We start from the raw sequence: 22,284 nt of genomic DNA on the forward strand, positions 1-22,284 counted from the left end.
GAACAACAGCAGCCCGCCGTATCGGCTCGCGATGACCGCGAGCCGGTACGGCGGGCGTACGAGGGCCGCCTGCGGGCGTCAGAAGCCTCGGTCGATCCACTCCTGGAGGTGCGGGGCCTCGGCGCCGACGGTGGTCGTGTCCCCGTGTCCGGTGTGCACGACGGTCTCCGCGGGCAGCGTGAGCAGCCGGTCCCGGATCGACTCGACGATGGTCGGGAAGTGGCTGTACGACCGTCCCGTTGCCCCTGGACCGCCGGCGAACAGCGTGTCGCCGCTGAAGAGCGCCGCGAGGGCCGGTGCGTACAGACATACCGCACCCGGGGCGTGGCCGGGCGTGTGCAGCACGGTCAGCTCGATTCCGGCCACCGAGATGCCCTGGCCGTCGGCCAGCTCGGCGTCCGGCGCCCGGTCGGGGTGGGTCTGCTTCCACAGCGGCAGGTCGTCCGGGTGGAGGAGGACCGGGGCACCCGTGCTCGCCGCGAGTTCGGGCGCGGCGTCGATGTGGTCGTTGTGGGCGTGCGTGCACACGATCGCGGTGAGGCGCCGGTCGCCGACCGCCCGGGCGATGGCGTCGGCGTCATGGGCGGCGTCGATGACGACGGCCTCGCGGTCGTCGCCGACGATCCAGACGTTGTTGTCGACGTCCCAGGTGCCGCCGTCCAGCGAGAAAGTCCCCGAGGTGACGAGGTGTTCGATGCGGGCGGCCATCAGAGGACCACCACCGAGCGCAGCACGTCGCCGTGGTGCATTCGCTCGAAGGCCTTCTCGACCTCGTCCAGCGCGATGGTCTCCGTGACGAAGGCGTCCAGGTCGAGCCGGCCCTGGAGGTAGAGGTCGATGAGCATCGGGAAGTCCCGGCTGGGGAGGCAGTCGCCGTACCAGGAGGACTTCAGCGAACCGCCCCGGCCGAAGACGTCCAGCAGTGGCAGTTCGAGCTTCATCTCCGGGGTGGGTACGCCGACCAGGACGACGGTGCCGGCGAGGTCGCGGGCGTAGAAGGCCTGCTGGTACGTCTCCGGGCGGCCGACCGCCTCGATGACGACGTCGGCGCCGTGGCCGCCGGTCAGCTCACGGATCGCCTCGACCGCGTCGGACTCCTTGGAGTTGACGGTGTGGGTCGCGCCCAGCTTCGAGGCCGTCTCCAGCTTGCGGTCGTCGATGTCGACCGCGATGACCTTCGCCGCGCCCGCCAGGTTCGCCCCGGCGATCGCGGCGGCCCCGACACCGCCGCAGCCGATGACGGCGACCGAGTCGCCCCGGCCGACGTTGCCGGTGTTGATGGCCGCGCCGATGCCCGCCATCACGCCGCACCCCAGCAGCCCGGCGGCGGCCGCGGAAGCGGTCGGGTCGACCTTGGTGCACTGCCCGGCCGCGACCAGCGTCTTCTCCGCGAAGGCGCCGACGCCCAGGGCCGGCGACAACTCGGTGCCGTCCAGCAAGGTCATCTTCTGCTTGGCGTTGTGGGTGTTGAAGCAGTACCACGACTCCCCGCGCAGACAGGCCCGGCACTGGCCGCACACCGCACGCCAGTTGAGGATCACGAAGTCGCCGGGTGCGACATCGGTGACCCCCTCCCCCACCGACTCCACGATGCCCGCGGCCTCATGGCCCAGCAGGAACGGGAAGTCGTCGTTGATGCCGCCCTCTCGATAGTGCAGATCGGTGTGACAGACCCCGCAGGCCTCGATCTTCACCAGCGCCTCACCCGGACCCGGGTCGGGCACGATGATCGTCTCCAGGCTGACGGGGGCGCCCTTGCCCCGCGCGACGACAGCACGGACCTGGTGCGTCATGGCCACTCCTCGGCTGGTTCGAGACTTGAAACTGATGTTGCTCATTACGGCACACATCTCATGTGCCGCAACACAGCATGGTTGAGCGCCGACTGAGGGTCAAGGAGCGCGACGAGGTTCCCTCAGCCGGGCCGGACCGCGGTCCGAGCAGCGAGAACGCCCGGCGGGGCCGTGGCCGACCAGGTCGGTGCCACGGCCCCGCCGGGCGAGGAGCCCTCCGGCCTCAGCGAGCTGCGGAGGAGGGGGACTGCGTCGGTTGCGACGACTCCTGGGACTGGGACTGCGCGTCCTCCGTGCCGTCGTTGCACGCGACGGGGCCGATGCGGAGTTCGAAGTCGCCGTCGTACTTCTCGTGGCCGGCGATGACAGCCGTTTCGATGGCCTCCTTGCCTATGCGCCCGCGGATGATGAGCGGGTCCTGGCGCAGATCGCGGGTGAGCGCGACACACAGACCGACCATCACCAGGGTGAAGGGGGCCGCCGCCAGGATGGTGAGGTTCTGCAGTCCGGTGAGCGCGTCACCCTTGCCGCCGCCGATGAGCAGCAAGTCCGTCCAGCAGGAGGTCCCCGAGTTCGAAGAAGGCGTCGCAGGCGGTCAGGCCGGTGCTCTCCAGAAGAGCCCCGGACCGGACCGCGTCAACGGTCACCCCACGACCGGGGCGGCGAACTGCCCGTTGAGCGCCCGGAAGGACGCCAGTCCGCACACCTTCCTCGATCCAGTGACGCCTGCCTGAGACGCTGCGTCTGCGTCTGCGTCTGCTTCGCGACGCTCGCGGATGATGATCTCTTCAGGTCACGCGCTGTGTGCGGGTGGCGCTGAGCAGCATCGCCACAGAATTTCGTCGATCACTTGTCGATGATCGCGGCACCGAGCGCAAGGCCGGGGCCGGGGCCCACGCCGGCCGTGCCGGGAGGCCATGTGCACCTGTTCCGGTAGGGCGGTGTCTCGGGGTCCTGGCAGCGTGAACGGGCGGTCCGGGGTTCAGGATGATCCGGTGCTGTAGCGGCTGAGCATGAGGGCGACGGCTTCGTCCACGATCGCTGCGTCGGTGGGGTTGGGCGGGACGAAGTCGGTCCGTACGAGTTGGGGCCACAGGAACTGGCTGCAGATCATGCCGAGGAACTGTTCGGCCACTTCGGATGCCGGCTGCGGCTGTCCGTCGGCCGAACGGAAGTCGAGTGTGCCGGCCTGTGCTTCGGCGTCGAGGTAGTCGCGGAGCCGGTCGAAGAAGGGTCCGCGGTCGATGGCGAAGCCGGTGCCGACGATGTCGGCGAGTTCCGGCATCTGGGGAAGTTCGGTGATGATGAGGCGGCACAGCGCCGCCGTGCCGGGCCGTGCGACCAGGCAGGCGTAGTCGCGGCCGATGTGGTCCAGACCGTACCGGGGATCACCGGGCGGGGGCGGTTCGGCGTACTCCACATCCAGCTGCCACTGTTCGGAGGTGACGGCCGCGAACAGCGCGGCCTTGGAGGGGTAGCGCTTGAAGAGGGTGCCGGTGGAGACGCGGGCCTCCTTGGCGATCTGGGCCAGGGAGGTCTTGTCGTATCCCCGGGCGAGGAAGAGGTCGCGGGCGGCGCGGATGATGCGCGCGCGGTTCTCCGCCTTGATCTGCGCGTGATACCCGGCCTGGCACGTATCGCCTCCGGTTTCCGCTCGGCCCGCCGCCGACATACCCACGCCCCTCGCCCCTCGCCCGTCTCGCGGCCGCGTCCTCGCTGTCAGAGGACGGTCTGGCCTCCGTCCAGGATAAGGTCCTGGCCGACAGCGAAGGCGGAGGCATCGGAGGCCAGGTACACCACGGCTTCCGCGACCTCCTCGGGCAGACCCATGCGTCCCAGCGGGATGGTGGAGCTGATCCCCTCCACCACCGCCGCCTGCACCGCGGGGTCCTCGATCCCGAGCTTGGAGGCGGAGTACAGCGGGGTGTCCACCGGCCCGGGGCTGACCGCGTTGAACCGGATGCCGTGCGAGGTGAGCAGGTCCGCGTTCCACGATCGCATCAAGGAGGAGACGGCCGCCTTCGTCGCTGCGTAGGCGTTCGAATGCCCGTAGCCGCCGTGCGCGCTGTTGGACGCATTGAGGATGACCGAGGACGGGTTGGCCAGCACGGGCACCAGGGCCTGGGTGAGGAAGAAGACGCTCTTGACGTTGATGTCGAAGAGCCGGTCGTAGCTGTCCTCCGTGTGGTCCTCGAACGGCCGCCAGTCCGAGACGCCGGCGTTCAGGAAAGCCACGTCCAGCTCCCCGAAGTGCTCACGCACCTGCTTGGCCAGGCCGCGCTGCGCATCGAGATCCCGTGCGTCGGCCTGCACCACCGGCACCTTCTCCCCGAGGATCTGCCGCGCCCTGTCGATGCTGGCCGGGGTCACGCCCGTGACCAGTACGTCGGCCCCCTCCGCGATGAAACGCTGGGCGGTCTCCAGACCGATCCCGCTCGTGCCGCCGGTGATGAGGGCGCGCTTGCCCGTAAGACGAGTCATGTTCGTTGGTCCTTACCGAGACGTAAGGTAAGTCGATGGACTCACCACCCGAAGGTAACCCTCGCACCCCCTGACGGCAAGTCGATCCACTTACCATTGGCCGGCCGGAGCGCTACGGCCATACCGCTGGGCGGCCATGCGAGCCCCGCAGCGCGTCCGCGGTCAGGAGGCCGTCCCCGCCCGACGACGCCTTCGAGCTGCGCGGGGCGCAGGCGGGTGCGTGCGGACAGGGGCGAGCCCTTGCGCAGGGCGCTGACGAGCGAGGGCTCGCCGTTCGCGGGGAAGCTCTTCACGGGGCCCGTCGCCGCCGGGGCAGCGGGGGCGACCTGAGACCCTGCCGTCAGCGGGTTCCCTGCCTCGCCACGCCGACCTGCCCGGGAAAGCCGGTGAAACTCGCGGGCCCGAGCACGCCGGCTGATCATCACAACGGGACACGACCGACGCGGCACACAGCGAGTGCGGCACGACACCGGTCCAGGCCTCAGCAGCGAGATGTCGGCGATTACGTCCCGCACGTCACGCGGCTGCAGCCTCGACAAAAGATCTTGGCGCCCGCTCGACTCCCATCGAAAAGAGGCCAATTGCCCGGGAGTCGCGGGCACGTTCGGGTGTAGCGGATAAAGCCGACGGAATCCCAGGTCGCGGCCCGTATCGCCCTCACCGGTGACCTGTTGAGGCTCGCCGGGTTGGAACCAGCCGTGACTGCACGACGGCCGGCAGCGGCGCGTATGGGATGACTCCGAAGCGGAGACGACGGACCGTGACGGCTTCACCACGCCGGGGAACACGACCCGAAGCGTGGACCGTCGCGGCTGCGGCGCTGGACACCACACTGCGCTACGAGGGCCGCGAACCCTGCGGCTGCGGCAAGGAACCCGATTCCCGCCCGAATCGGGACTCCTCGCGCCGGATGCTCGGACACGAAGACCCACAGGCACCCGCATGGCTGACGCGCCGCTCCACACCCTGCACACGACCAGAAGCCGCACACGCCCCCTGGCGCGACGGCACTCACCTCACTCGGCGGGCCTCAGACGAAAAGCGGGGCCGGGGATGCTCTCGATGTCTTCCGGCTGCACGGCGTGGCCCTGGTCGCAGCGGATCTGGGCGTCAACGTGCGCGCCGCATCCACGGTGCCTGGAGAGCATGGCCGGGCCCTCCGGGTCGGCGCTGTAGCGGTCGCCCCACTGCAGGAGCCCCATCACGGCCGGGACCAGATCCATGCCCTTGGGCGTGATCACGTACTTCGGCCGGCTCCGCGAGCCCGGCTCCTTGTAGGTCTCGGCGGCCAGGATCCCTTCCTCGACGAGCATCCGAAGTCGCGCCGCGAGGAGGTTGCGAGGACAGCCGAGGACGCGTTCGAACTCGCTGAAACGGGACGAGCCGTACCAGACCTCGCGCAGGATCAGGATCGTCCACTTCTCGCCCACGACCTCAAGGGTCCGGGCGATCGAGCAGTTCGACGTGTCCCGGTCGAGACGGGGGTCCACGCCGGCGTCCTGCAGAGCTTCGGTCGTTGCGTCCATGGGGTGATTCTAACCTCATCTGAGTTTACTTTTCTATACCCAGCCAGTAACGTCGCACCCGGCACATCAACCCGGCCGCACACGAGACACGGGCGCGCAGGGGGACCCGCCCGAGGAATCGCATCAGCCACCGAAACACCCGCGCAGAGAGGCGGCCGCCATGAAGGCATTCGTCGTCGAGAAGTACGGCAAGGACGGCGTCCGCGCCGCAGACGTACCCGAGCCCGCCGTCGGAGACCGTGACGTCCTGGTCAGAGTGAGCGCCGCCAGCATCAACCCGCTGGACAAAATGGTCCGCAACGGGGAGTTCAAGCAACTCCTGAAGTACAAGCGCCCGTTCGTGCTCGGCCACGACGTGGCGGGCGTCGTGACGCGGGTCGGCTCCGCCGTACGCGGCTTCGAGGTCGGCGACGAGGTCTACGCCCGTCCGCGCGACCTGCGGGTAGGAGGCTTCGCGGAGTTCATCGCGATCGACGCGGACGACGTCGCGCCCAAACCCGCCTCCCTCACCCTTCAGGAGGCAGCCGCGGTGCCGTTGGTGGCCCTGACCGCCTGGCAGATCCTCGTCGAGCGCGCGCACGTGAAGCCGGGGCAGAAGGTACTCGTCCACGCCGGTGCCGGAGGCCTCGGGTCGACGGTCATCCAGCTCGCCAAGCACCTCGGCGCCACGGTGGCGACCACCGCGAACCCCAGGAACGAGGAACTGGTCAGGAGCCTCGGCGCCGACCTCGTCGTCGACTACTCCAAGGAGGACTTCTCGAAGGTGCTGTCCGGCTACGACCTGGTGCTGGACTCCGTGGGCGGGGCGAACCTCGAGAAGTCGCTGACCGTGCTGAAGCCCGGCGGCCTGGCCGTCAGCGTCGTCGGCCCGCCCGACGCCGGTTTCGCCAAGCAACTCGGCGCCCCCGCCGTCCTGGGCCTGGTCATGAACACCCTCAGCCGCAAGATCCGCAAGCGGGCCAAGGCGCTGGGCGTGCGCTATGAGTTCTTCTTCATGCAGGCCAACGGCTCCCAGCTGCGCAAGCTCGGCGCCCTCTACGACAGCGGGAAACTCCGCCCCGTCATCGACAGCACCTTCCCCTTCGACCAGACGCTCGAAGCGATGGCGTACGTCGAGCAGGGCCGCACCAAGGCCGGCAAGGTCGTGGTCTCCATGGCGCCCGACAACGACTGAGACGCGGCCGGCAACAGACCCTCCCTGCCGGCACGGCCACCCAAAGGGGGCACGACACCGCCGCAGTCCAAAGGGCGCACACCGCCGCGGTCCAAAGGGCGCCTACGGTCGCGCAGAGCCGCAGTTGTAGAGGTGCGGTGCCATTCGGCACGCCGTTGCCTCCGGCACAGCGCGGGGCGCGGCACAGCGCGGGGCGCGGCACAGCGCGGGGCGCGGCACAGCGCGGGGCGCGGCACAGCGCGGGGCGCGGCACAGCGCGGGGCGCGTCTTTAGATGCCCGCGCCGAAATGTGCCCTGCCGCCTCAACCCCCGGCAGATCGTTCCCCCGCCACCGCTCGGTCCAGAACACGCGCAACCGCGACGACGGTGGCGCGCTGCCGCAGGGGTCGATGAGACCCGACTCTGTACGGACGCAGCCAGACCGCTCGCATCAGCGGCGCACCGGTTGCCATGGACCCCTATGACTGCCACATGGCTCCCGCCCCGGTCGAACATCTGCCGCGGCAGTCTGCGGGAGCCATACGCTCCCGATTCGCTGACGCGCGGCCCTCCCGCCTCCCCCGCACAAAGCAAGGCGATGTCGTGCTCACGGCGGACACGCTCAGGACGCCGGCGTCCCTCCGCCGAGCGACGCACGTTGCCAGGTGGGAGTGCGGTCCTTGTCGACCAGGGCGGCACGGACGCCCTCCAGGAAGTCCGGCGTGCGGATGGTCGTGCGCGTGAGGGCGAGTTCGGCGTCGAGGCATTCGCGCAATGTGCGCTGTCTGCCTCGGGCCAGCAGGGCGTGAGTGATCTCCAAGCTCTGCGGCGAGGCGGACTCCAGGGCACCCAACGCGGCTGCCGCCCAAGGGGTGTCGAGGTGACGCAGGCGCTTCTCGATCTCGCCGGGGGTCGGCGCACCGAAAGCCCAGTCCACGTCCCCGCGAACCTCCGCCAATCTGCTCTCCGCCACCGGGGAACGGCCGGCGAGACGGTTCAGGACGACGTCCACCGGCTCATCGGGGCTGTCGGCCAGGGCGTCCACCACCGTGTCCAGCAGGTCCGCGGAAACGAAATGCGTGGCCAGCCCCGCGTACAAGGCATCGGCCGCGTCGATCCGCTGCCCGGTCAGCCCCAGGTACATGCCGATCGAGCCGGGCAGTCTCGGCAGAAAGTAGCTCGCCCCGATGTCCGGGAAGAACCCGATCCCGGTCTCGGGCATCGCCAGCACCGCGCGTTCGGTGACGACACGGAAGCCACCATGGACGGACAGCCCCAGACCGCCGCCCATGCACAAACCGTCGATGAGCGACACGACCGGCACGGGATACTCGGCGATCCGGGCGTTGAGCCGGTACTCGGAGGCGAAGAACCGCTCACTGGCCTCGGCATCGCCCGCGAGGCTGTACTCGCGGATCGTCCGGATGTCCCCACCGGCGCAGAACGCCTTCGTGCTGGTGCTGGCGAGCACCACGGCGGACAGCGGCGCGTGCTCCCACGAGGCGAGCGCACGGTCGATAGCGGAGACCATGTCTGTGGTCAGGGCGTTGAGCGCCCTGGGCCGGTTCAACAGGATGCGGCCGACGCCCCGGTGGACGTGGGCGAGAATCTCGACCCCAGCGGTATCAGGCATGGCTCGTCATCTCGTCCCCGCGGACCTGGCTGTCGTGGCCATCATGTTCCTTAACTCGCCGTCGATGAGCCGTGGGCTTGAGGGACAGGCACCTCAAGCTCCTCGCACACGGCGCGGAGCGCCTCGACGAGCTTACCGGCGGCCACGGCGGGGCTGCGGCACCGCCTTCGCCCCCCGCCCTGGGACGCGTTCGCCGCCGGCACCCCAGGCTCCAGGTCGAACTCATCAGCGCGACACGGCAGCTCACCCTGCGCCCATCCGGTTTCGATCTTGCTCTCGCCGTCGGCGTTCCCTCCAGCAGCCGCCAGCCCATCCCCGATGCCCCGAAGGGCTTCCTCGCACCCATGAGGGTGATCTCGTGATCTCACCGCATCTGAGTTTACTTTCATATACTCAGCCAGTAGCGTCATGACCGGCACATCGACCCGGCTGCCGCAGGGGAACCCAGCACGGCACCCGCCCGAGAAGGAGCACCACCATGGGAGCAAGCCCAGAGGCACACGAGTTCGCGGAGTTCCTCGCGAGTGTGAGCGCGAAGTCGTCGACACCGGGCCTCGACCTGGTTGTCATCCGTGACATCGTCGACTCGAACCACAAGGCGTCGACCGAGCCGGAAGGCGTCACCTACGCCGAAGTGGACGCGGGCGGCGTCCCCGCCCTGTGGGCCATCCCCGAGGGCGCCGATCCCGAACGCGCGCTGCTGCACTTCCACTTCGGCGGGTCCGTCACCGCCTCCATGCACTCCGACCGCAAGGCCGCGGGTCATATCGCGAAGGCGGCCGGCGCCCGCTCGCTGGTCGTGGACTTCCGGCTGGCGCCCGAACACCCCTATCCGGCGCAGCTCGACGACGCCGAGTCCGCCTACCGGTGGCTGCTCGCGCAGGGCTACGAGCCGCAGAACATCGGCAGCACCGGCCACTCGATCGGCGGCACCCTGGCGGTGATGCTGCCGCTGCGCCTGCTCGCCAAGGGCGAGGCCACGCCCGGCGCGATCGTCAGCGTCTCCCCCTGGGCCGACCTCACGCTCCAGAACCCGGCAGTGGACGCCAACGAGTCGAACGACAAGATGCTCAGCCGTGGCACGCTGGAGCTCTTCAGGGGCGCCTGGCTGCAGGACCCCGCCGTGGACTTCACCGACCCGCAGATCAGCCTCGTGAACGCCGACCTGACCGGCCTGCCGCCCACGCTCGTCTACTACGGTGAGTACGAGGCCCTCGCCGACGACGGCGCCCAGCTCGGCCGCCGCCTCGCGGACTTCAAGGTCACCACCGAGACCCACGCGATGCCCGAAGGGCAGCATTCGTTCGTCCTGGGCGCCGGACGCGTACCCGAGGTGGACCAGGCCATCGAACAGATGGGCCAGTGGCTCCGCAACCACCTCGGCGCGTGAGCGAAAGCCGCGCCTGACGCCGGGTCTGCCCGCTCGTCCGCCGCGCCACCGCGATGCCGGTGACCGGTCCTCCGGTCAGCGGCATCCTGCTCGACCACGCCGACCGGCATACGGCATACGGCACGTGTGTCCGACACCGTTCCGCACGCAACCACACCACCTCCCGATGCCACAAAGGAGCGCTCGATGGGAACGTACGAGGATGTCTTCCGTGCCAGTACCGAGGACCCGGAGCGCTTCTGGCTGCAGGCGGCGGAAAGCATCGACTGGGATGTCGCTCCGCACCGCGCCTCGACTCCTCGGGCACGCCCTTCTACCGCCGACTCCCCCACGGACAGCTCAACGTCTGCTTCAACGCACTCGGCCGGCACGTCGAGGCCGGCCGGGGTGACCAGCCCGCACCCGTCCACGTGGGCCCGGGCGAGACCATGTTCACCCTCCCCCACCGCCTTCCGAGCCATCCGCAAGGAGGACCCGAAGGGAACGCTCACCGCCGACTACGATCTGACCGGCCTACGACACCTCTTCCTCGCCGGCGAGCGCCTCGCCCCCGAGACCTACCACTGGGCGAGCGCGCTGCTGGGCATCCCGGTGATCGACCACTGCTGGCAGACCGAGACCGGCTGGCCCATCGTCGCCAACCCGGTCGGCATCGAGAGCGCTCCCCTCAAACCCGGCTCCTCCACCCGTCCGCTCCCGGGCTGGGATGTTCCTGCCCTCGACCCCTCGGGCGAGCCCGTACCCGCGGACGTCGACGGCGCCATCATGGTGAAGCTCCCCCTACCGCCCGCCGCATCGCCCGCCCTCTGGAACGACGACGACCGCTACGTCGCCTCCTGCCTCTCCGCCTACGACGGCTACTACCTCACCAGTGACAGCGGCCACACCGACGACGCCGGCTACATCTTCGTCATGGGCCGCACCGACGACGCAATCAACGTCGCCGGACACCGACTGTCCACCGGCAGCATGGAGGAGGCCCGGCCGCCCTTCCCGACGTCGCCGAATGCGCCGTCTTCGGCGTGGCCGACGAACTGGGAGGCCAGATCCCGCGCGGCTTCGTCGTCCTGAAAGCCGGCATCAGCCGCGACGCGACCGAGGTCGAGGCCGAACTCGTCCAGCTCGTACGCGAGCACATCGGCGCCGTCGCCCCCTCAAAGACGTCACGATCGTGGCAGCCCTGCCCCAGCCCCCCTCCGGAGCGAACCTCCGCAAACGATGCGCGGCATCGCCGACGGCCACGACGAACCCACCCCCTCCACCGTCGACGAACCCGACGTCATCGAAACCTGCGCCCGGTTCTCCGCCGCGCCGGACACACGCCGGGCAAGGCTGTCCCAGGACATGAAGAACCACGGGGAGCACGTTCCACACCGACGGACGCCGGCGCCGATCACTTCGCAGGCGGTGGACAGTCCTGCGACCCTCCGACGGACCGGCCAGGCGGCCTCGGAGGGCTGTCCGGACCCGGCGCCCGACGCAGGGCGGACACACACCTGTCCGGAAGGCTCGGAGCCGGCTCGCCCACCGGGGGCGCCGAAGACGTGGCGCACGCCGACCGCGGCGATACGGTCCAGCAGATATCCGCTGACGGTGGACAGGGGTTCCTGACTCATGAGGTCCTTGCCTTCTGGAAGCGTTCAGCCCAGCAGGGGCAGCTTTCCGACGATCTTGGAAACGCGGTTGCGGGGGCCGACGATGCTGACCGCGCAGTAGTCCAGCTCGGCGCTGTCGGTGTTCGCCACGGATGCGGCGTAGTCGGTGTAGACGAGGGTGTGCTGGGCGCTGGCGGGCATGTCGGCGACGAAGGTGTCGGCGTACGAGGCCGCTTTCTCGCGAATGGCACGCAACACGGCCGGATCGGCGGCGAGTACAGAGCAGCCCACCCAGGGCAGTGCCGGGTGGACGGACCCCGTCGCGTCGGAGATGTCCGCCCCGAGCAGGCCGGGAACTCGGGCCACGGTCGGAGCCGCAGCGCAGACCGCGGCGTTTGCGGCGCGGCCCGGGGCTCTTTTCATGGCCATGGACGAACTTGATACGGCGATTTTGCGGGAATTGCAGTCGGATGCACGGAAGACCAACCGGGAGGTAGCCGCAGCAGTCGGCGTGTCCCCGACGACGGCGCTCGACCGTACGCGGGCTCTGCGCCGACGGGGAATCATCCGTGGCGCGATCCTCGACGTGGACCTCACCGCGATCGGGCGCCCCGTTCAGGCACTCATCGCCGTGCGCGTCCGACCACCGTCCCGCCCGGTGATCGAGAGTTTCCGCAACTGGGCCATGGGCCTGCCGGACATTCTCGGCGTCTTCGTCACCACCGGCACCGAGGACTTCGTCCTGCACGTCGCCGTTCCTGACAACACCAGTCTTTACGCCTTCGTCATCGACCGCCTCACCGAACGTCCGGAGGTCGCCGATGTGCGCACCTCGATCGTCTACGAGTACCTCACCAACAACCGCATCACCCCAGCGCACGGCACCGGCTCTTCGTCAGAGAATGTCTGACGAACGGCGTCTCCAGCGGACGCAGGCATCGGCGGCGGCACGGCAACGACGAGGCCGCCAACCGCCCTGCATACACGGCCATGTTCAACACCGTGAGCCGACGTTCCGACGATCCACGGCGCCAACGGCTACCTGGTGCACCAGTTCCTGGCCACCAACACCAACCAGCGCACCGACCGGCACGGCGGCTCCACCGGACAACCACATCCGCTTCGCCGTGGACGTCGCCACCGCCGTGGCCGACGAGATCGGAGCGGTCCGCACCGGCATCCGGATCTCTCCCCCCAGTTACCGTTTCGTGGCTCCGCAATGGGGCCTCCGGCCTTCCGGTCCGGCATGACTCCCCCTCCTGTTGTTGATGATCCGGGGGGGGTGGTGTCACCGGGTCCGAAGACATTGGCGGACCGCTGGTGAGGGGCTTGAGCACTGGTTTCACCCGAGCCGGAAGAGCTCTCCGTAACGTGGTTGTGGCAGCTCGGTGCCCTGGCAAGGCCGGACGAAAGCGTGATGGAGGGGCCTGCACGTGATCGATACCGGCGGCATCGACGTCTTCCTCGGCCTGGACGTCGGCAAGGGCGAACACCACGCCACCGCCGTCACCCCGGCCGGGAAGAAGGCCTTCGACAGGCGCCTGCCCCATCCTCACCCACGAGCAGGCGGCACCACCTTGACGAGAGCGATAGGGCCCCCGGCCCGGTCCACATCGACGGCAGACGAGCAGGGACCCAGACGAACTTGCGCGACACAGCTCCTGACGCCCCATCGAGGGAAGCGCTTCGACGCGCAACTTTTCGAAACTCGATGCGGATTCCATGCGGGATCAGCCCGTTCTCTCGGCGTCAGGTTGCGCTAGGCTCCCGCAGCGTGTCGAAGCGCTTCGACGATGGGCGTCGTCGACATGGGGGGGCAGGGCCTTTTCGACTCAATGGAGAGTTATATGCCGAGTTCAGCCGGTTTCACTCGCCGTCAGGTCATGACGACCTCCGCGGCCCTCGCCGTCACGGCGTTGTCCGTCCCGACGGCCGCCCAGGCCGCTGCCCGGTCCACTGGTTCCGCCGCGTCGGCGTCCGCGATGGATGTGGTCGCGGACATGCAGCCCGGCTGGAATCTGGGCAACAGCTTCGAGGCCATCGGCGCCGACGAGACGGCGTGGGGCAACCCGCGGGTGACCCGGGCGTTCTTCCGCAGGCTGAAGGCGCAGGGTTTCAAAAGCATCCGGATCCCGGTGACCTGGGGCCAGCACGAGGGCCCGGCTCCGACCTACACCCTCGACCCGGTGTTCCTGGCCAGGCTCAAGCAGGTGGTCGAGTGGGCCCTGGCCGATGGCTTTTACGTTCTGATCAACATGCACGGCGACGCCTGGCAGTGGATGCCGAACCTGCCGACCCAGCATGACGCGGTCCTGGCCCAGTACACGGCCACCTGGCAGCAGATCGCCGCCGCCTTCCGGGACGAGCCGCGCCGACTTCTCTTCGAGAGCGTCAACGAGCCCTTCTTCAACGGCAGTTCCGGCGACGAGCAGAACGCCGTTCTGATGAACGAGCTCAACACGACCTTCCACTCCGTCGTGCGCGCGACCGGCGGAAACAATGCCGACCGGCTGCTTGTCATGCCGACCCTGGGGGACACCCCGGACCAGGCCAAGATCGACACCCTGCTCGCCACCTTCGCCGCGCTCGACGACCCGAACCTGGTGGCCTCGATCCACTACTACAGCTTCTGGCCCTTCAGCGTGAACCTCGCCGGCTACACGACCTTCAACGCGACCACCCAGCAGGACCTGACCGACACGTTCGACCTGCTGCACAGGTCTTTCGTGGCCAAGGGGATCCCGGTCGTCGTCGGTGAGTACGGGCTGCTCGGCTGGGACTCCGGCCCCGGCACGGTCGAACAGGGTGAGACGCTCAAGTATCTCGAGTATCTCGGCTACTACGCGCGCCACCGGGGCCTGACCACGATGCTGTGGGACAACGGCAGCCGCTTCAACCGCCGCACCATGCAATGGAACGACCCGAGCCTCTACGCGCAGATACGTTCGAGCTGGAGCGAGCGCTCCGGCACCGCGTCCGCCGATCAGCTCTTCGTGCCCAAGGGCAAGACCCCGACGGACGCGACGATCACGCTGAACCTCAACGGCACCGGACTCAAGGGGATCGATGTCGGCAGCCGCTCCCTGGTGCGGGGCGTGGACTACACCGTCAGCGGCAGCACGCTGACGATCGCGGCGGCCACGCTCGGCCGGCTGACCGCGTCGCAGGAGCACGGGACCAACGCCGTCCTGTCCCTCCGGTTCACGCAGGGAATTCCCTGGGCCGTCAACGTCATCACCTATGACAAGCCGGTACTGACGAGCGCGACCGGCACGACGGCCTCGCTGGTGATACCCACCGCGTTCAACGGCGACAAGCTGGCGACCATGGAAGCCGTCTACGCCGACGGCACCGCCGCCGGTCCGCAGTCCTGGACGACGTACAAGCAGTTCAACGTTGCCTTCACACTCGACTACACCGCGGGCACGATCACCTTGCCGACCGCGTTCTTCGACGAGGTCACCGACGGCTCCGCCGTGACCCTCACCTTCCACTTCTGGAGCGGGGCGATCTTGACGTACACGCTGACCAGGTCCGGCACCGCGGTCACCGGCACCTCAGCCTGAAAGCGGGTCCATCAGTACGGTCCTCGAAATCCGGGACGGCCGACGAAGACGCGGCATGCGCTGAACCGTCCCCCGGATCCGCGCCCCGCCCACCGGGGCGCAGAAGTCGCGCAGGTTCTCCGGGCGTGGGCGCGGGCGAGGTTCGTCGGGCCGGCTGGTGGTACTGGGTGCGGCTACCAGGCGGCCAGTGAGCCGTCGGTGTTGCGCCAGACGGGATTGCGCCAGCGGTGGCCGCGTTCGGCGGCGGCGCGGACCGCGTCCTCGTCGATGGTGATGCCGAGACCGGGTGCTGTCGGGCGGTCGATGTAGCCGTCGCGGAACGTGAAGGGCGTGGTGTCGGCGAGGTAGTCCAGCAGGCCGCTGCTGTCGCCGTAGCCGATGCCCAGTGCCTGTTCCTGGATGAGGAAGTTGGGGATGGCGAAGTCGAGTTGGAGGCTGGCGGCGAGGGCGATCGGGCCGAGCGGGCAGTGCGGTGCCACCAGGACGTCGTACGTTTCCGCCATCGCGGCGATGCGACGGGTCTCGGAGATGCCGCCGGCGTGGCTGATGTCGGGCTGGGCCACGGCGATGCCGTCGGAGAGCACCGAGCGGAAGTCCCAGCGGGAGTAGAGCCGTTCGCCGGTGGCGATGGGGATGGAGGTGGAGCGCGCCACGGCGCCGAGATCCTGGGAGAACTCCGGTAGTACGGGCTCTTCGACGAAGAGCGGCAGGAGCGGCTCCAGGAAGGGCAGGACGCGGCGGGACATCGCCCCGCTGAACCGGCCGTGGAAGTCCAGCGCCAGGTCACGGTCCGGCCCGATGGCCTCGCGGACCGCGGTCACGCCGGCCACGATGGCGTCGATCGCGGCGGGCGTGGCGAGGGGCTCCAGCTGGCCGCAGGGGTTGAGCTTGACCGCGGTCATGCCCTTGGCGACCTGCGCGGCGGCCGACTCGGCCAGTTCCTCGGGGGTTTCGCCGCCGACCCAGCCGTAGACACGCACCCGGTCGCGGACGTGGCCGCCGAGCAGCTGGTGGACCGGGACGCCGTGGGTCTTGCCCGCGATGTCCCACAGCGCCTGGTCGATTCCGGCCAGGGCGCTGCTGAGGACGACTCCGCCACGGTAGAAGCCGCTCTTGGCGAGCACCTGCCAGTGCTCCTCGATGCGGGCCGGATCCTGGCCGAGGAGGTAGTCGAACATCTCCTCGACGCAGCGTGCGACGGTGTGGGCCTTGCCCTCGACTATGGGCTCCCCCCAGCCGGAGATGCCCTCGTCGGTGTCGACGCGGAGGAAGAGCCAGCGCGGTTCGACGAGGAAGAGCTCGTATCCAGTGATCTTCATGGGAGGGACCTCCGGGTCCGGTGCGGTGTACGGCCTGATGCGGGGCCGGGGCTCGGTGAGGGGTGAGTCGGTCGTGAGCGGAGTGAGCCAGAGGGGCGTTGCCCGCCTGGTGGCGCGGGAGAGGCGTCGGAAGGGGGGTGGAGGGCCGTTGCGGGCGGGCCGGGGTGGAGTTGCGGTGGTGCCGGGGCACTCCCGCAGCGGGCAGGACGGGTCTTCGCCCGGAACGCTTCGCGCGGAACGGGTACGGACGGTGGCCTACTCCTGGGAGCTGATGCTGCGGCCTCCGTCCACGAGCAGGTTCTGGCCGGTGACGAAAGCGGCGTCCTCGGAGGCGAGGAAGGCCACGGCGGCGGCGATGTCCTCGGGGACTCCGAGCCTGCCGGCGGGGGTGCGCGCGGCGGTCTGCGCCTTGTACTCGTCGGGCGCCTCGGCCCACAAGGCGGTGACCACGGCTCCGGGAAGGACGGAGTTGAACCTGATCTGGCCTGCGTACTCGACGGCCAGCTGGCGTACCAGGGCGTCGATCCCGCCTTTGGCGGCCGCGTACGCGGGGAAGCCCTTGAAGCCGATGACCGCGTGCACGGACGAGGTGATCACCACCGCACCGCCGGCCGTTCTCAGCAGGGGCACTGCGGCCCGGACACCGTAGAACACGGAGTCGAGGGAGAGCCTCAGCTGGTCGTGCCAGCCGGTGTCGTCCAGTTCGTGGGCCGCCGCGGGCAGGTTCCGGCCGGCGTTGAGATGGAGCACGTCCAGGCGTCCCGTCCAGGACCCGGCCTCGGCGACGGCCGCGGCCCACTCCCCCGGCGAGGTGACATCGAGGCGCCGGTCCCGCGCCCGCCCTCCCCCGGCGCGGACCTCCTCGGCCACGCGCCGGGCGCCTTCGGCGTCCACGTCGGTGACCATGACGGAGGCGCCCTCCGCCGCCAGCCTGTGGGCGGTGGCCGCCCCGATACCGGAGGCGGCCGCGGTGAGCAGGGCCGTACGGCCGGTGAAGCGCGCCGGTGCGGCGACGGTCATGGCGTTGCTCCTGGTTCTGCCGGTCTGGCCGTGGAGCCGCGCAGCACGAGCTGCGGCTCAGTCGGTACGACGACGTCTCCTGTCTGCCTGCCCTCGATGGTGGCCACCAGGGCATCCACCGCGGCGGTTCCCAGCTCGTGCAGGGGCATCGCGACGGTGGTCAGCGGAGGATTGAGATGCGCGGCCACGGGCAGGTCGTCGTTGCCGACCACGGAGACGTCTTCCGGGATTCTGAGGCCGAGGTCCCTGATCGCGGCCATGGCGCCTATCGCCTGCGCGAGCGAGCTGGTGTAGAGCGCGGTGACGGGTGGCCGCCCGTCCCCGTCGGCGGGGCGCAGCAGTTCCCGCGCGGCGGACCCGCCCCCGTCCTCGGTGAAGTCCCCGGACGCGACGGGCGCCGCGTCCAGCCCGAGTTCGTCTGCGTGCTCGAGGAAAGCCCGCTTGCGGACCTCGCTGGGGGTGATCCCGGGGGGACCCGCGATGTGGCCGACCCTGCGGTGACCGAGGTCGTACAGGTGGTCGAGTGCCGTCACGCTGGAGCGGGCGACGTCCATGGTCACGTTGCGCCCCGATCCCTCGACCGAGCGGTTCAGGAAGACATGAGGGACCGCACTGCGGCTCAGCGCGTCCAGCAGGGGGTGCCCCGGGCGGGCCGAGGCGATGAGCAGTCCGTCGACCCTGCCTTCCTGGACCAGGTCGTGGAAGGACTCGTCGGCCTCCTGCCCGTCGAAGTCCTCGGCCAGCAGGGAGAGATAGCCCAGCTCACGGGCCCGCTGGTAGGCACCTCGGGCAATGGTGACGTACGTGGGGTTGGCGAGCGCGGGGATCAGCAGAGCCAGCGCGTGGGTGTTGGCGCCGGCCAGCGCCCGAGCCCCGGAGTGCGGCCGGTAACCGAGCGCCTCAGCGGCCTCATGGACACGCCGACGCGTCTCCGGCCGTACGGACAGGTCCTGGCGGCCGTTGAGCACCTTGGACACGGTGGCCTTGGAGACCCCGGCCGCGTGTGCCACATCCACGAGCTTGACCCGGACGGACTGTTCCGGCACGTGCTCCCCCTCTTCGGTGGGCGTCGTCCTGGTCCGCCGTGCGGAAACCGGAGTGACTTGTTCTGGCCTCTTGACACCTTCTGGAAACGCAACTTAACGTTCGCGAAAGTTTCAGTCAACCGGTTTCCTCAGACGGAAATAAGCGATAAGTCTGAGGAGAACCCATGAAACCGGTCATACTGAAATAGCTAGATGTCGGCCATAGTTGACTCCACGTCAGCGATGGCCGAGGAGTCACCATCGGACTCACCGCGTACGCGACCACCGTCGCACTCGCGGCCCCCTGCCACCCGTGTGCGCACTGTCCACGCAGACATATGCGCCTGATTCAGGGCATATCGCACCACTCCCGAGCAAGCCGTCGCACCACCGGCCACCATGCTCGCCCGTATCGCTTCTCGCGGCAGCCCCTCATGCCGCCATGGACTCCGCCCCACGTCCCGCAGCCCTCGTACGTCCCGCAACCGCGCACCTCTCGCGACCGGGCACGTCCCGCCACGAAAGGCACTCAGCATGCCCATGTCAACATCCCTCGACAGACGGCGCTTCCTCGCCCTCTCCGCCGGAACCGCGCTCGCCTCGACCGGTCTGTCCGCCTGCGCCGGCGCTGCCGGCACCGGCACGAGCGGCTCCGGGAGCGGCAAGACGACGCTCACCGTGATGACGGTCGAGGACGAAAGGAAGGCCCTCAAGGACGCCGAAGAGGCGCTGGGGATGAACATCAACGTCATCCTCTGGGACCCCACCAAGCTCAACGCCATGCTGGCCGCCAAGAACCCGCCGGACGTCGTCCGCGGCTTCGGCGCCACCGAGACCCCGTACTTCGCCGCCCGCGGCCTGATGACGGACCTGGACCCGTACTTCGCCAAGAGCTCGGCGCTGAAGGTCTCCGACCTCGACCCCGTCAACGACGTGTGGCGCTACGACGGCAAGAAGCAGGGTGCCGGACCGCGCTACGGCATGGCGAAGGACTACTCCCAGGACTCCATGTTCTGGTACCGCACCGACCTCTTCGAGGCCGCCAAGCTGGACGCCCCGAGCGCGACCGAGCCGATCTCCTACGACGAGTGGCTGGACCTGGGCAAGAAGCTGGTCAAGCGCCGCCTGGGCAAGGTGAAGGTGTACGGCCTGAACGCCACCGGCATGGGTGTCTTCCCGCAGCTCATGGGGATGACCGCGTCGGCCGGCGGCACCCTGTTCGCCGAGGACCTGGCCACGGTGGACTTCTCCTCCCCCGAGGCGCTCAAGGCGCTGCGGTGGTACCTGGACTACGCCAAGGCCGACATAGGCCCGAACGTCGTCAACCCCAACCCGGACGGCTGGGACGGCCCCACCTACCAGGCCAACCGGATGGCGATGAGCTGCAACGGCTACTGGTTCGGCGGACTGATCGGCGCCGACGCCAAGCTCGCCAAGGTCTCCCGCTTCGCGCCCGCGCCGCAGTTCGGCGGCGACCGCGTCAGCTCCTGCTTCGGCGCCACCGGCTTCTGGATCCCGAGGGACGCCAAGAACAAGGACGCGTCCTGGAAGTTCTTCGAGTGGTACTTCGGCGGCAAGCCCGCCCAGGAGCGCGCGGCCAGCGGCTGGGGCATCCCCTCGCTGAAGTCGCTGCGCGCGAACATGCCGCAGACCAACGCCTTCCAGAAGCAGGCCTTCCGGGTGCAGGAGCAGGAACTGCCGCACTTCTCCGTCCTCAGCTTCACCCCGTACGCCCAGCAGGCCGCCCTGGAGGGCGTGCTCAGCAAGGTCCTGCCGGGCGCCGTGAAGTCCGGGACGTCGGCGGGCAAGGTCGCCGACACGCTCAACTCCCGGATGAACGAGCAGCTCGCCCAGGGCAAGGAGCTCGTGGGGTGAGTACCGGACAGATCACCGCGCCGGGTGCGCCGTCCCCCTCCGGGGAGACGGCCGCCCGGCCCGGGCCCCGCAGCCACGCGCGCGCCGGCCGCCGGCGCACCTCCCTGACCACGCGCCGGGCCATCTCCTTCTACGTGTTCGCCGGACCCTGGTTGCTGGGCTTCCTCACCCTGACGGCCTTTCCGCTCGGCTACGCGCTGTGGCTGAGCCTGACCAACTCCGACGGACTGTCGAACAACTCCCGCTTCGTCGGCCTGGACAACTACCGGGAGGTCCTGACCGACCCGGAGACGCTGTCCTCCCTGGCCCGCACCGGCATCTTCACCGCGATCACCGTGCCGCTCAGCATCGCGGCCGGACTGCTGCTCGCGGTGCTGGTCAACCAGCCGATCCGGGCCCGCGGGGTGTTCCGCACCCTGCTCTACCTGCCCGCGGTCGTGCCGCCGGTCGGCGCCGCCCTCACCTTCAAGCTGATCTTCGACCGGGACTCGGGCGCCGCCAACGGCGTCCTCGACGCCCTGAACATCAACGGCGTCAGCTGGCTGATGGATCCCTACGCCCGCTGGGTCCTGATCACCCTGATGCTGTGGGGCTGCGGCAACGCCATGATCATCTCGCTGGCGGGGCTCCAGGACATCCCCAAGGAGCTCCACGAGGCCGCCCGCATGGACGGGGCGAACGCCTGGCAGTCCTTCTTCAAGATCACCGTCCCGATGCTGTCCCCGGTGCTGTTCTTCCAGGTCATCACCGGCATCATCGCCGCCGTACAGAGCTTCCTGCCGCTGCTGATCTCCCTCGATCCCACCCCCAGGGGCGTCTCGGCCGTCCCCGAGGGCAACTACCTGTTCATGATCCACGTGTTCGCCCAGTACTTCGCCAACGGCCGCTACGGATACGCCTCGGCGATGCTCTGGGTGCTGTTCCTGATCATCGTCGCGATCACCTTCCTCGTCTTCAGGCTCAGCAAGGGCGCGGTCTTCTACTCCGTCGCCCCGGAGCCGGACAAGCCCTCTCGGCCGCGCACGATCGGAGGCAAGTGATGGTGTTCCCCCGCAGAAGTGCCGTCTACGTGTTGCTGGTCGGCGCCGTCGTCCTCTTCCTCGGTCCGTTCGCCTGGCTGCTGGACACCGCTCTGAAGGCTCCCTCCGAGCTGCGCGCGCTGCCCATCCACTGGTGGCCGCACGACCCCGGTCTTGCCAACTTCCGGGACGCACTGACCCATATCGACTACCTCGGCTATGCCCGCAACTCCCTGACGATCGCCACCCTTTACGCCGTCCTGGTCACCTTGGCCTCGGCGTGGGCCGGCTACGGCTTCGCCCGTCTCCAGGCGCCCGGCAAGCGGCTGATCTTCTCGGTCCTGCTGTCGACGATGATGCTGCCGCAGGTCCTCACCCTCATCCCGACCTATCTGCTGTTCGCCAAGATCCACCTCACCAACACCTATGTGCCGTGGGTCCTGTGGGGCCTGTGCGGCGCCCCGTACCTGATCTTCCTGTTCCGGCAGTTCTTCTCGAACATGCCCAAGGAGCTGGAGGAGGCCGCGATCGTGGACGGCTGCGGGCAGATCCGCATCTTCTGGCGGATCTTCCTGCCGCAGTCCTGGCCGGTCATCGCCACCAGCCTGATCCTCTCCTTCAGCTGGACCTGGGGCGACTACATCGCGCCCGCCCTGCTGCTGGACGACGCCCACACCACGCTCGCGGTCAAGCTCGCCTACGGCTACGTCAACGCGCACGGCTCGCCGCTGCCGAACCTGGTCGCCGCGGGCGCCGTGATGTACGTCATCCCGGTGCTGGCGTTGTTCCTCATCGTGCAGCGGGGCTTCGTCACCGGCTCCGCCACCTCCGGGCTCAAGTGATCCCCCCGCACCGACGCAGGCGCTGATCCGCCCGGCCCTGCGACGCA

Annotated in this window: 18 protein-coding genes and 6 pseudogenes; 12 read left to right on the forward strand and 12 right to left on the reverse strand. The window is 69.2% G+C overall.

Translation table 11 applies throughout. From position 1 onward, the window contains the following. Positions 1-78 precede the first annotated feature (78 nt). The 3 genes and pseudogenes from AQJ67_RS18510 to AQJ67_RS18520 form a co-directional block, all read right to left on the reverse strand. Entirely contained in the window at positions 79-708 is a 630-nt protein-coding gene (locus tag AQJ67_RS18510; RefSeq protein WP_062720115.1) for an MBL fold metallo-hydrolase, read from the reverse strand. Beyond that, positions 708-1,793 (reverse strand): S-(hydroxymethyl)mycothiol dehydrogenase, encoded by a 1,086-nt coding sequence (locus tag AQJ67_RS18515; protein ID WP_062720116.1) that lies wholly within the window; start codon positions 1,791-1,793, stop codon positions 708-710. Before AQJ67_RS18515 ends, AQJ67_RS18510 begins: the two co-directional genes overlap by 1 nt. A gap of 223 nt (positions 1,794-2,016) precedes the next feature. Further along, positions 2,017-2,340, reverse strand: a pseudogene (locus tag AQJ67_RS18520) (BCCT family transporter); the annotation flags it as partial. On the opposite strand from AQJ67_RS18520, the gene AQJ67_RS48610 reads away from it, so the two are divergent. After that, a complete protein-coding gene (locus AQJ67_RS48610; protein ID WP_208614995.1) occupies positions 2,330-2,527 on the forward strand; it encodes a hypothetical protein in 198 nt (65 codons plus the stop codon). The pseudogene AQJ67_RS18520 and the gene AQJ67_RS48610 sit on opposite strands and share 11 nt — an antisense overlap. A gap of 248 nt (positions 2,528-2,775) precedes the next feature. On the opposite strand, the gene AQJ67_RS18525 is transcribed toward AQJ67_RS48610, so the two are convergent. The 4 genes and pseudogenes from AQJ67_RS18525 to AQJ67_RS18535 form a co-directional block, all read right to left on the reverse strand. Continuing rightward, positions 2,776-3,465, reverse strand: coding sequence for a TetR/AcrR family transcriptional regulator (locus AQJ67_RS18525; RefSeq protein WP_062720118.1), 690 nt, complete (start codon positions 3,463-3,465; stop codon positions 2,776-2,778). Positions 3,466-3,512: 47 nt separating this feature from the next. Beyond that, positions 3,513-4,274 carry an SDR family oxidoreductase gene (locus tag AQJ67_RS18530; protein ID WP_062720119.1) on the reverse strand — a complete coding sequence of 254 codons (762 nt, stop codon included), beginning with the start codon at positions 4,272-4,274 and terminating at the stop codon, positions 3,513-3,515. A gap of 464 nt (positions 4,275-4,738) precedes the next feature. Continuing rightward, positions 4,739-4,855, reverse strand: a pseudogene (locus AQJ67_RS50705) (hypothetical protein); the annotation flags it as partial. A 435-nt stretch (positions 4,856-5,290) separates the two neighbouring features. Beyond that, on the reverse strand, positions 5,291-5,800 hold the full coding sequence (locus AQJ67_RS18535; RefSeq protein ID WP_244190500.1) for a winged helix-turn-helix transcriptional regulator: 510 nt from the start codon (positions 5,798-5,800) through the stop codon (positions 5,291-5,293). Positions 5,801-5,960: 160 nt separating this feature from the next. Between AQJ67_RS18535 and AQJ67_RS18540 the strand changes: the two genes are divergently transcribed. Then, positions 5,961-6,974: an NADP-dependent oxidoreductase gene (locus AQJ67_RS18540; RefSeq protein WP_062720120.1), complete on the forward strand. Its 1,014-nt coding sequence runs from the start codon at positions 5,961-5,963 to the stop codon at positions 6,972-6,974. 601 nt (positions 6,975-7,575) lie between these two features. On the opposite strand, the gene AQJ67_RS18545 is transcribed toward AQJ67_RS18540, so the two are convergent. Further along, positions 7,576-8,586, reverse strand: a complete 1,011-nt coding sequence (locus tag AQJ67_RS18545; RefSeq protein ID WP_062720121.1) for an enoyl-CoA hydratase/isomerase family protein — start codon at positions 8,584-8,586, stop codon at positions 7,576-7,578. 478 nt (positions 8,587-9,064) lie between these two features. Between AQJ67_RS18545 and AQJ67_RS18555 the strand changes: the two genes are divergently transcribed. From AQJ67_RS18555 to AQJ67_RS49385, 3 genes and pseudogenes are all read left to right on the forward strand, one after another. Next, on the forward strand, positions 9,065-9,976 hold the full coding sequence (locus AQJ67_RS18555; RefSeq protein ID WP_062720123.1) for an alpha/beta hydrolase: 912 nt from the start codon (positions 9,065-9,067) through the stop codon (positions 9,974-9,976). A gap of 186 nt (positions 9,977-10,162) precedes the next feature. Beyond that, positions 10,163-10,690 (forward strand): annotated as a pseudogene (locus AQJ67_RS49380) (AMP-binding protein); the annotation flags it as partial. Between the two features lie 308 nt (positions 10,691-10,998). Then, positions 10,999-11,067 (forward strand): annotated as a pseudogene (locus tag AQJ67_RS49385) (hypothetical protein); the annotation flags it as partial. Positions 11,068-11,616: 549 nt separating this feature from the next. Here AQJ67_RS49385 and AQJ67_RS18570 read toward each other — a convergent pair. Next, positions 11,617-12,000 (reverse strand): DUF2000 family protein, encoded by a 384-nt coding sequence (locus AQJ67_RS18570; protein WP_079056068.1) that lies wholly within the window; start codon positions 11,998-12,000, stop codon positions 11,617-11,619. Here AQJ67_RS18570 and AQJ67_RS18575 point away from each other — a divergent pair. The 4 genes and pseudogenes from AQJ67_RS18575 (at position 11,993) to AQJ67_RS18580 (ending at position 15,137) form a co-directional block, all read left to right on the forward strand. Continuing rightward, on the forward strand, positions 11,993-12,481 hold the full coding sequence (locus tag AQJ67_RS18575; protein WP_341846159.1) for an Lrp/AsnC family transcriptional regulator: 489 nt from the start codon (positions 11,993-11,995) through the stop codon (positions 12,479-12,481). The genes AQJ67_RS18570 and AQJ67_RS18575 overlap by 8 nt on opposite strands. 111 nt (positions 12,482-12,592) lie before the next feature. Then, a pseudogene (locus AQJ67_RS45250) lies at positions 12,593-12,764 on the forward strand (oxidoreductase); the annotation flags it as partial. Positions 12,765-13,004: 240 nt separating this feature from the next. Next, positions 13,005-13,133, forward strand: a pseudogene (locus tag AQJ67_RS50710) (IS110 family transposase); the annotation flags it as partial. Positions 13,134-13,454: 321 nt separating this feature from the next. Further along, positions 13,455-15,137, forward strand: coding sequence for a cellulase family glycosylhydrolase (locus AQJ67_RS18580; RefSeq protein WP_244190502.1), 1,683 nt, complete (start codon positions 13,455-13,457; stop codon positions 15,135-15,137). A 173-nt stretch (positions 15,138-15,310) separates the two neighbouring features. Here AQJ67_RS18580 and dgoD read toward each other — a convergent pair whose 3' ends face one another. The 3 genes from dgoD to AQJ67_RS18595 form a co-directional block, all read right to left on the reverse strand. Then, the gene (gene dgoD / locus AQJ67_RS18585) at positions 15,311-16,456 is read right to left on the reverse strand and encodes a galactonate dehydratase (protein ID WP_062720127.1); all 1,146 of its coding nucleotides are present in this window, start codon (positions 16,454-16,456) and stop codon (positions 15,311-15,313) included. 255 nt (positions 16,457-16,711) lie between these two features. Then, positions 16,712-17,476: an SDR family NAD(P)-dependent oxidoreductase gene (locus tag AQJ67_RS18590; protein ID WP_062720128.1), complete on the reverse strand. Its 765-nt coding sequence runs from the start codon at positions 17,474-17,476 to the stop codon at positions 16,712-16,714. Then, positions 17,473-18,522: a LacI family DNA-binding transcriptional regulator gene (locus AQJ67_RS18595; protein WP_062720129.1), complete on the reverse strand. Its 1,050-nt coding sequence runs from the start codon at positions 18,520-18,522 to the stop codon at positions 17,473-17,475. Before AQJ67_RS18595 ends, AQJ67_RS18590 begins: the two co-directional genes overlap by 4 nt. A gap of 513 nt (positions 18,523-19,035) precedes the next feature. Between AQJ67_RS18595 and AQJ67_RS18600 the strand changes: the two genes are divergently transcribed. The 3 genes from AQJ67_RS18600 to AQJ67_RS18610 are packed head-to-tail and all read left to right on the forward strand — an operon-like array spanning position 19,036 to position 22,237. After that, positions 19,036-20,376 carry an extracellular solute-binding protein gene (locus tag AQJ67_RS18600; RefSeq protein ID WP_062720130.1) on the forward strand — a complete coding sequence of 447 codons (1,341 nt, stop codon included), beginning with the start codon at positions 19,036-19,038 and terminating at the stop codon, positions 20,374-20,376. Continuing rightward, positions 20,373-21,416, forward strand: coding sequence for a carbohydrate ABC transporter permease (locus tag AQJ67_RS18605; RefSeq protein WP_062720131.1), 1,044 nt, complete (start codon positions 20,373-20,375; stop codon positions 21,414-21,416). The genes AQJ67_RS18600 and AQJ67_RS18605 overlap by 4 nt, the downstream gene beginning before the upstream one ends. Further along, the gene (locus tag AQJ67_RS18610; RefSeq protein ID WP_062720132.1) at positions 21,416-22,237 is read left to right on the forward strand and encodes a carbohydrate ABC transporter permease; all 822 of its coding nucleotides are present in this window, start codon (positions 21,416-21,418) and stop codon (positions 22,235-22,237) included. The genes AQJ67_RS18605 and AQJ67_RS18610 overlap by 1 nt, the downstream gene beginning before the upstream one ends. The last annotated feature ends 47 nt before the right edge of the window (positions 22,238-22,284 follow it).

The sequence above is a fragment of the Streptomyces caeruleatus genome (genome assembly GCF_001514235.1).
GTDB classification, from domain to species: domain Bacteria; phylum Actinomycetota; class Actinomycetes; order Streptomycetales; family Streptomycetaceae; genus Streptomyces; species Streptomyces caeruleatus.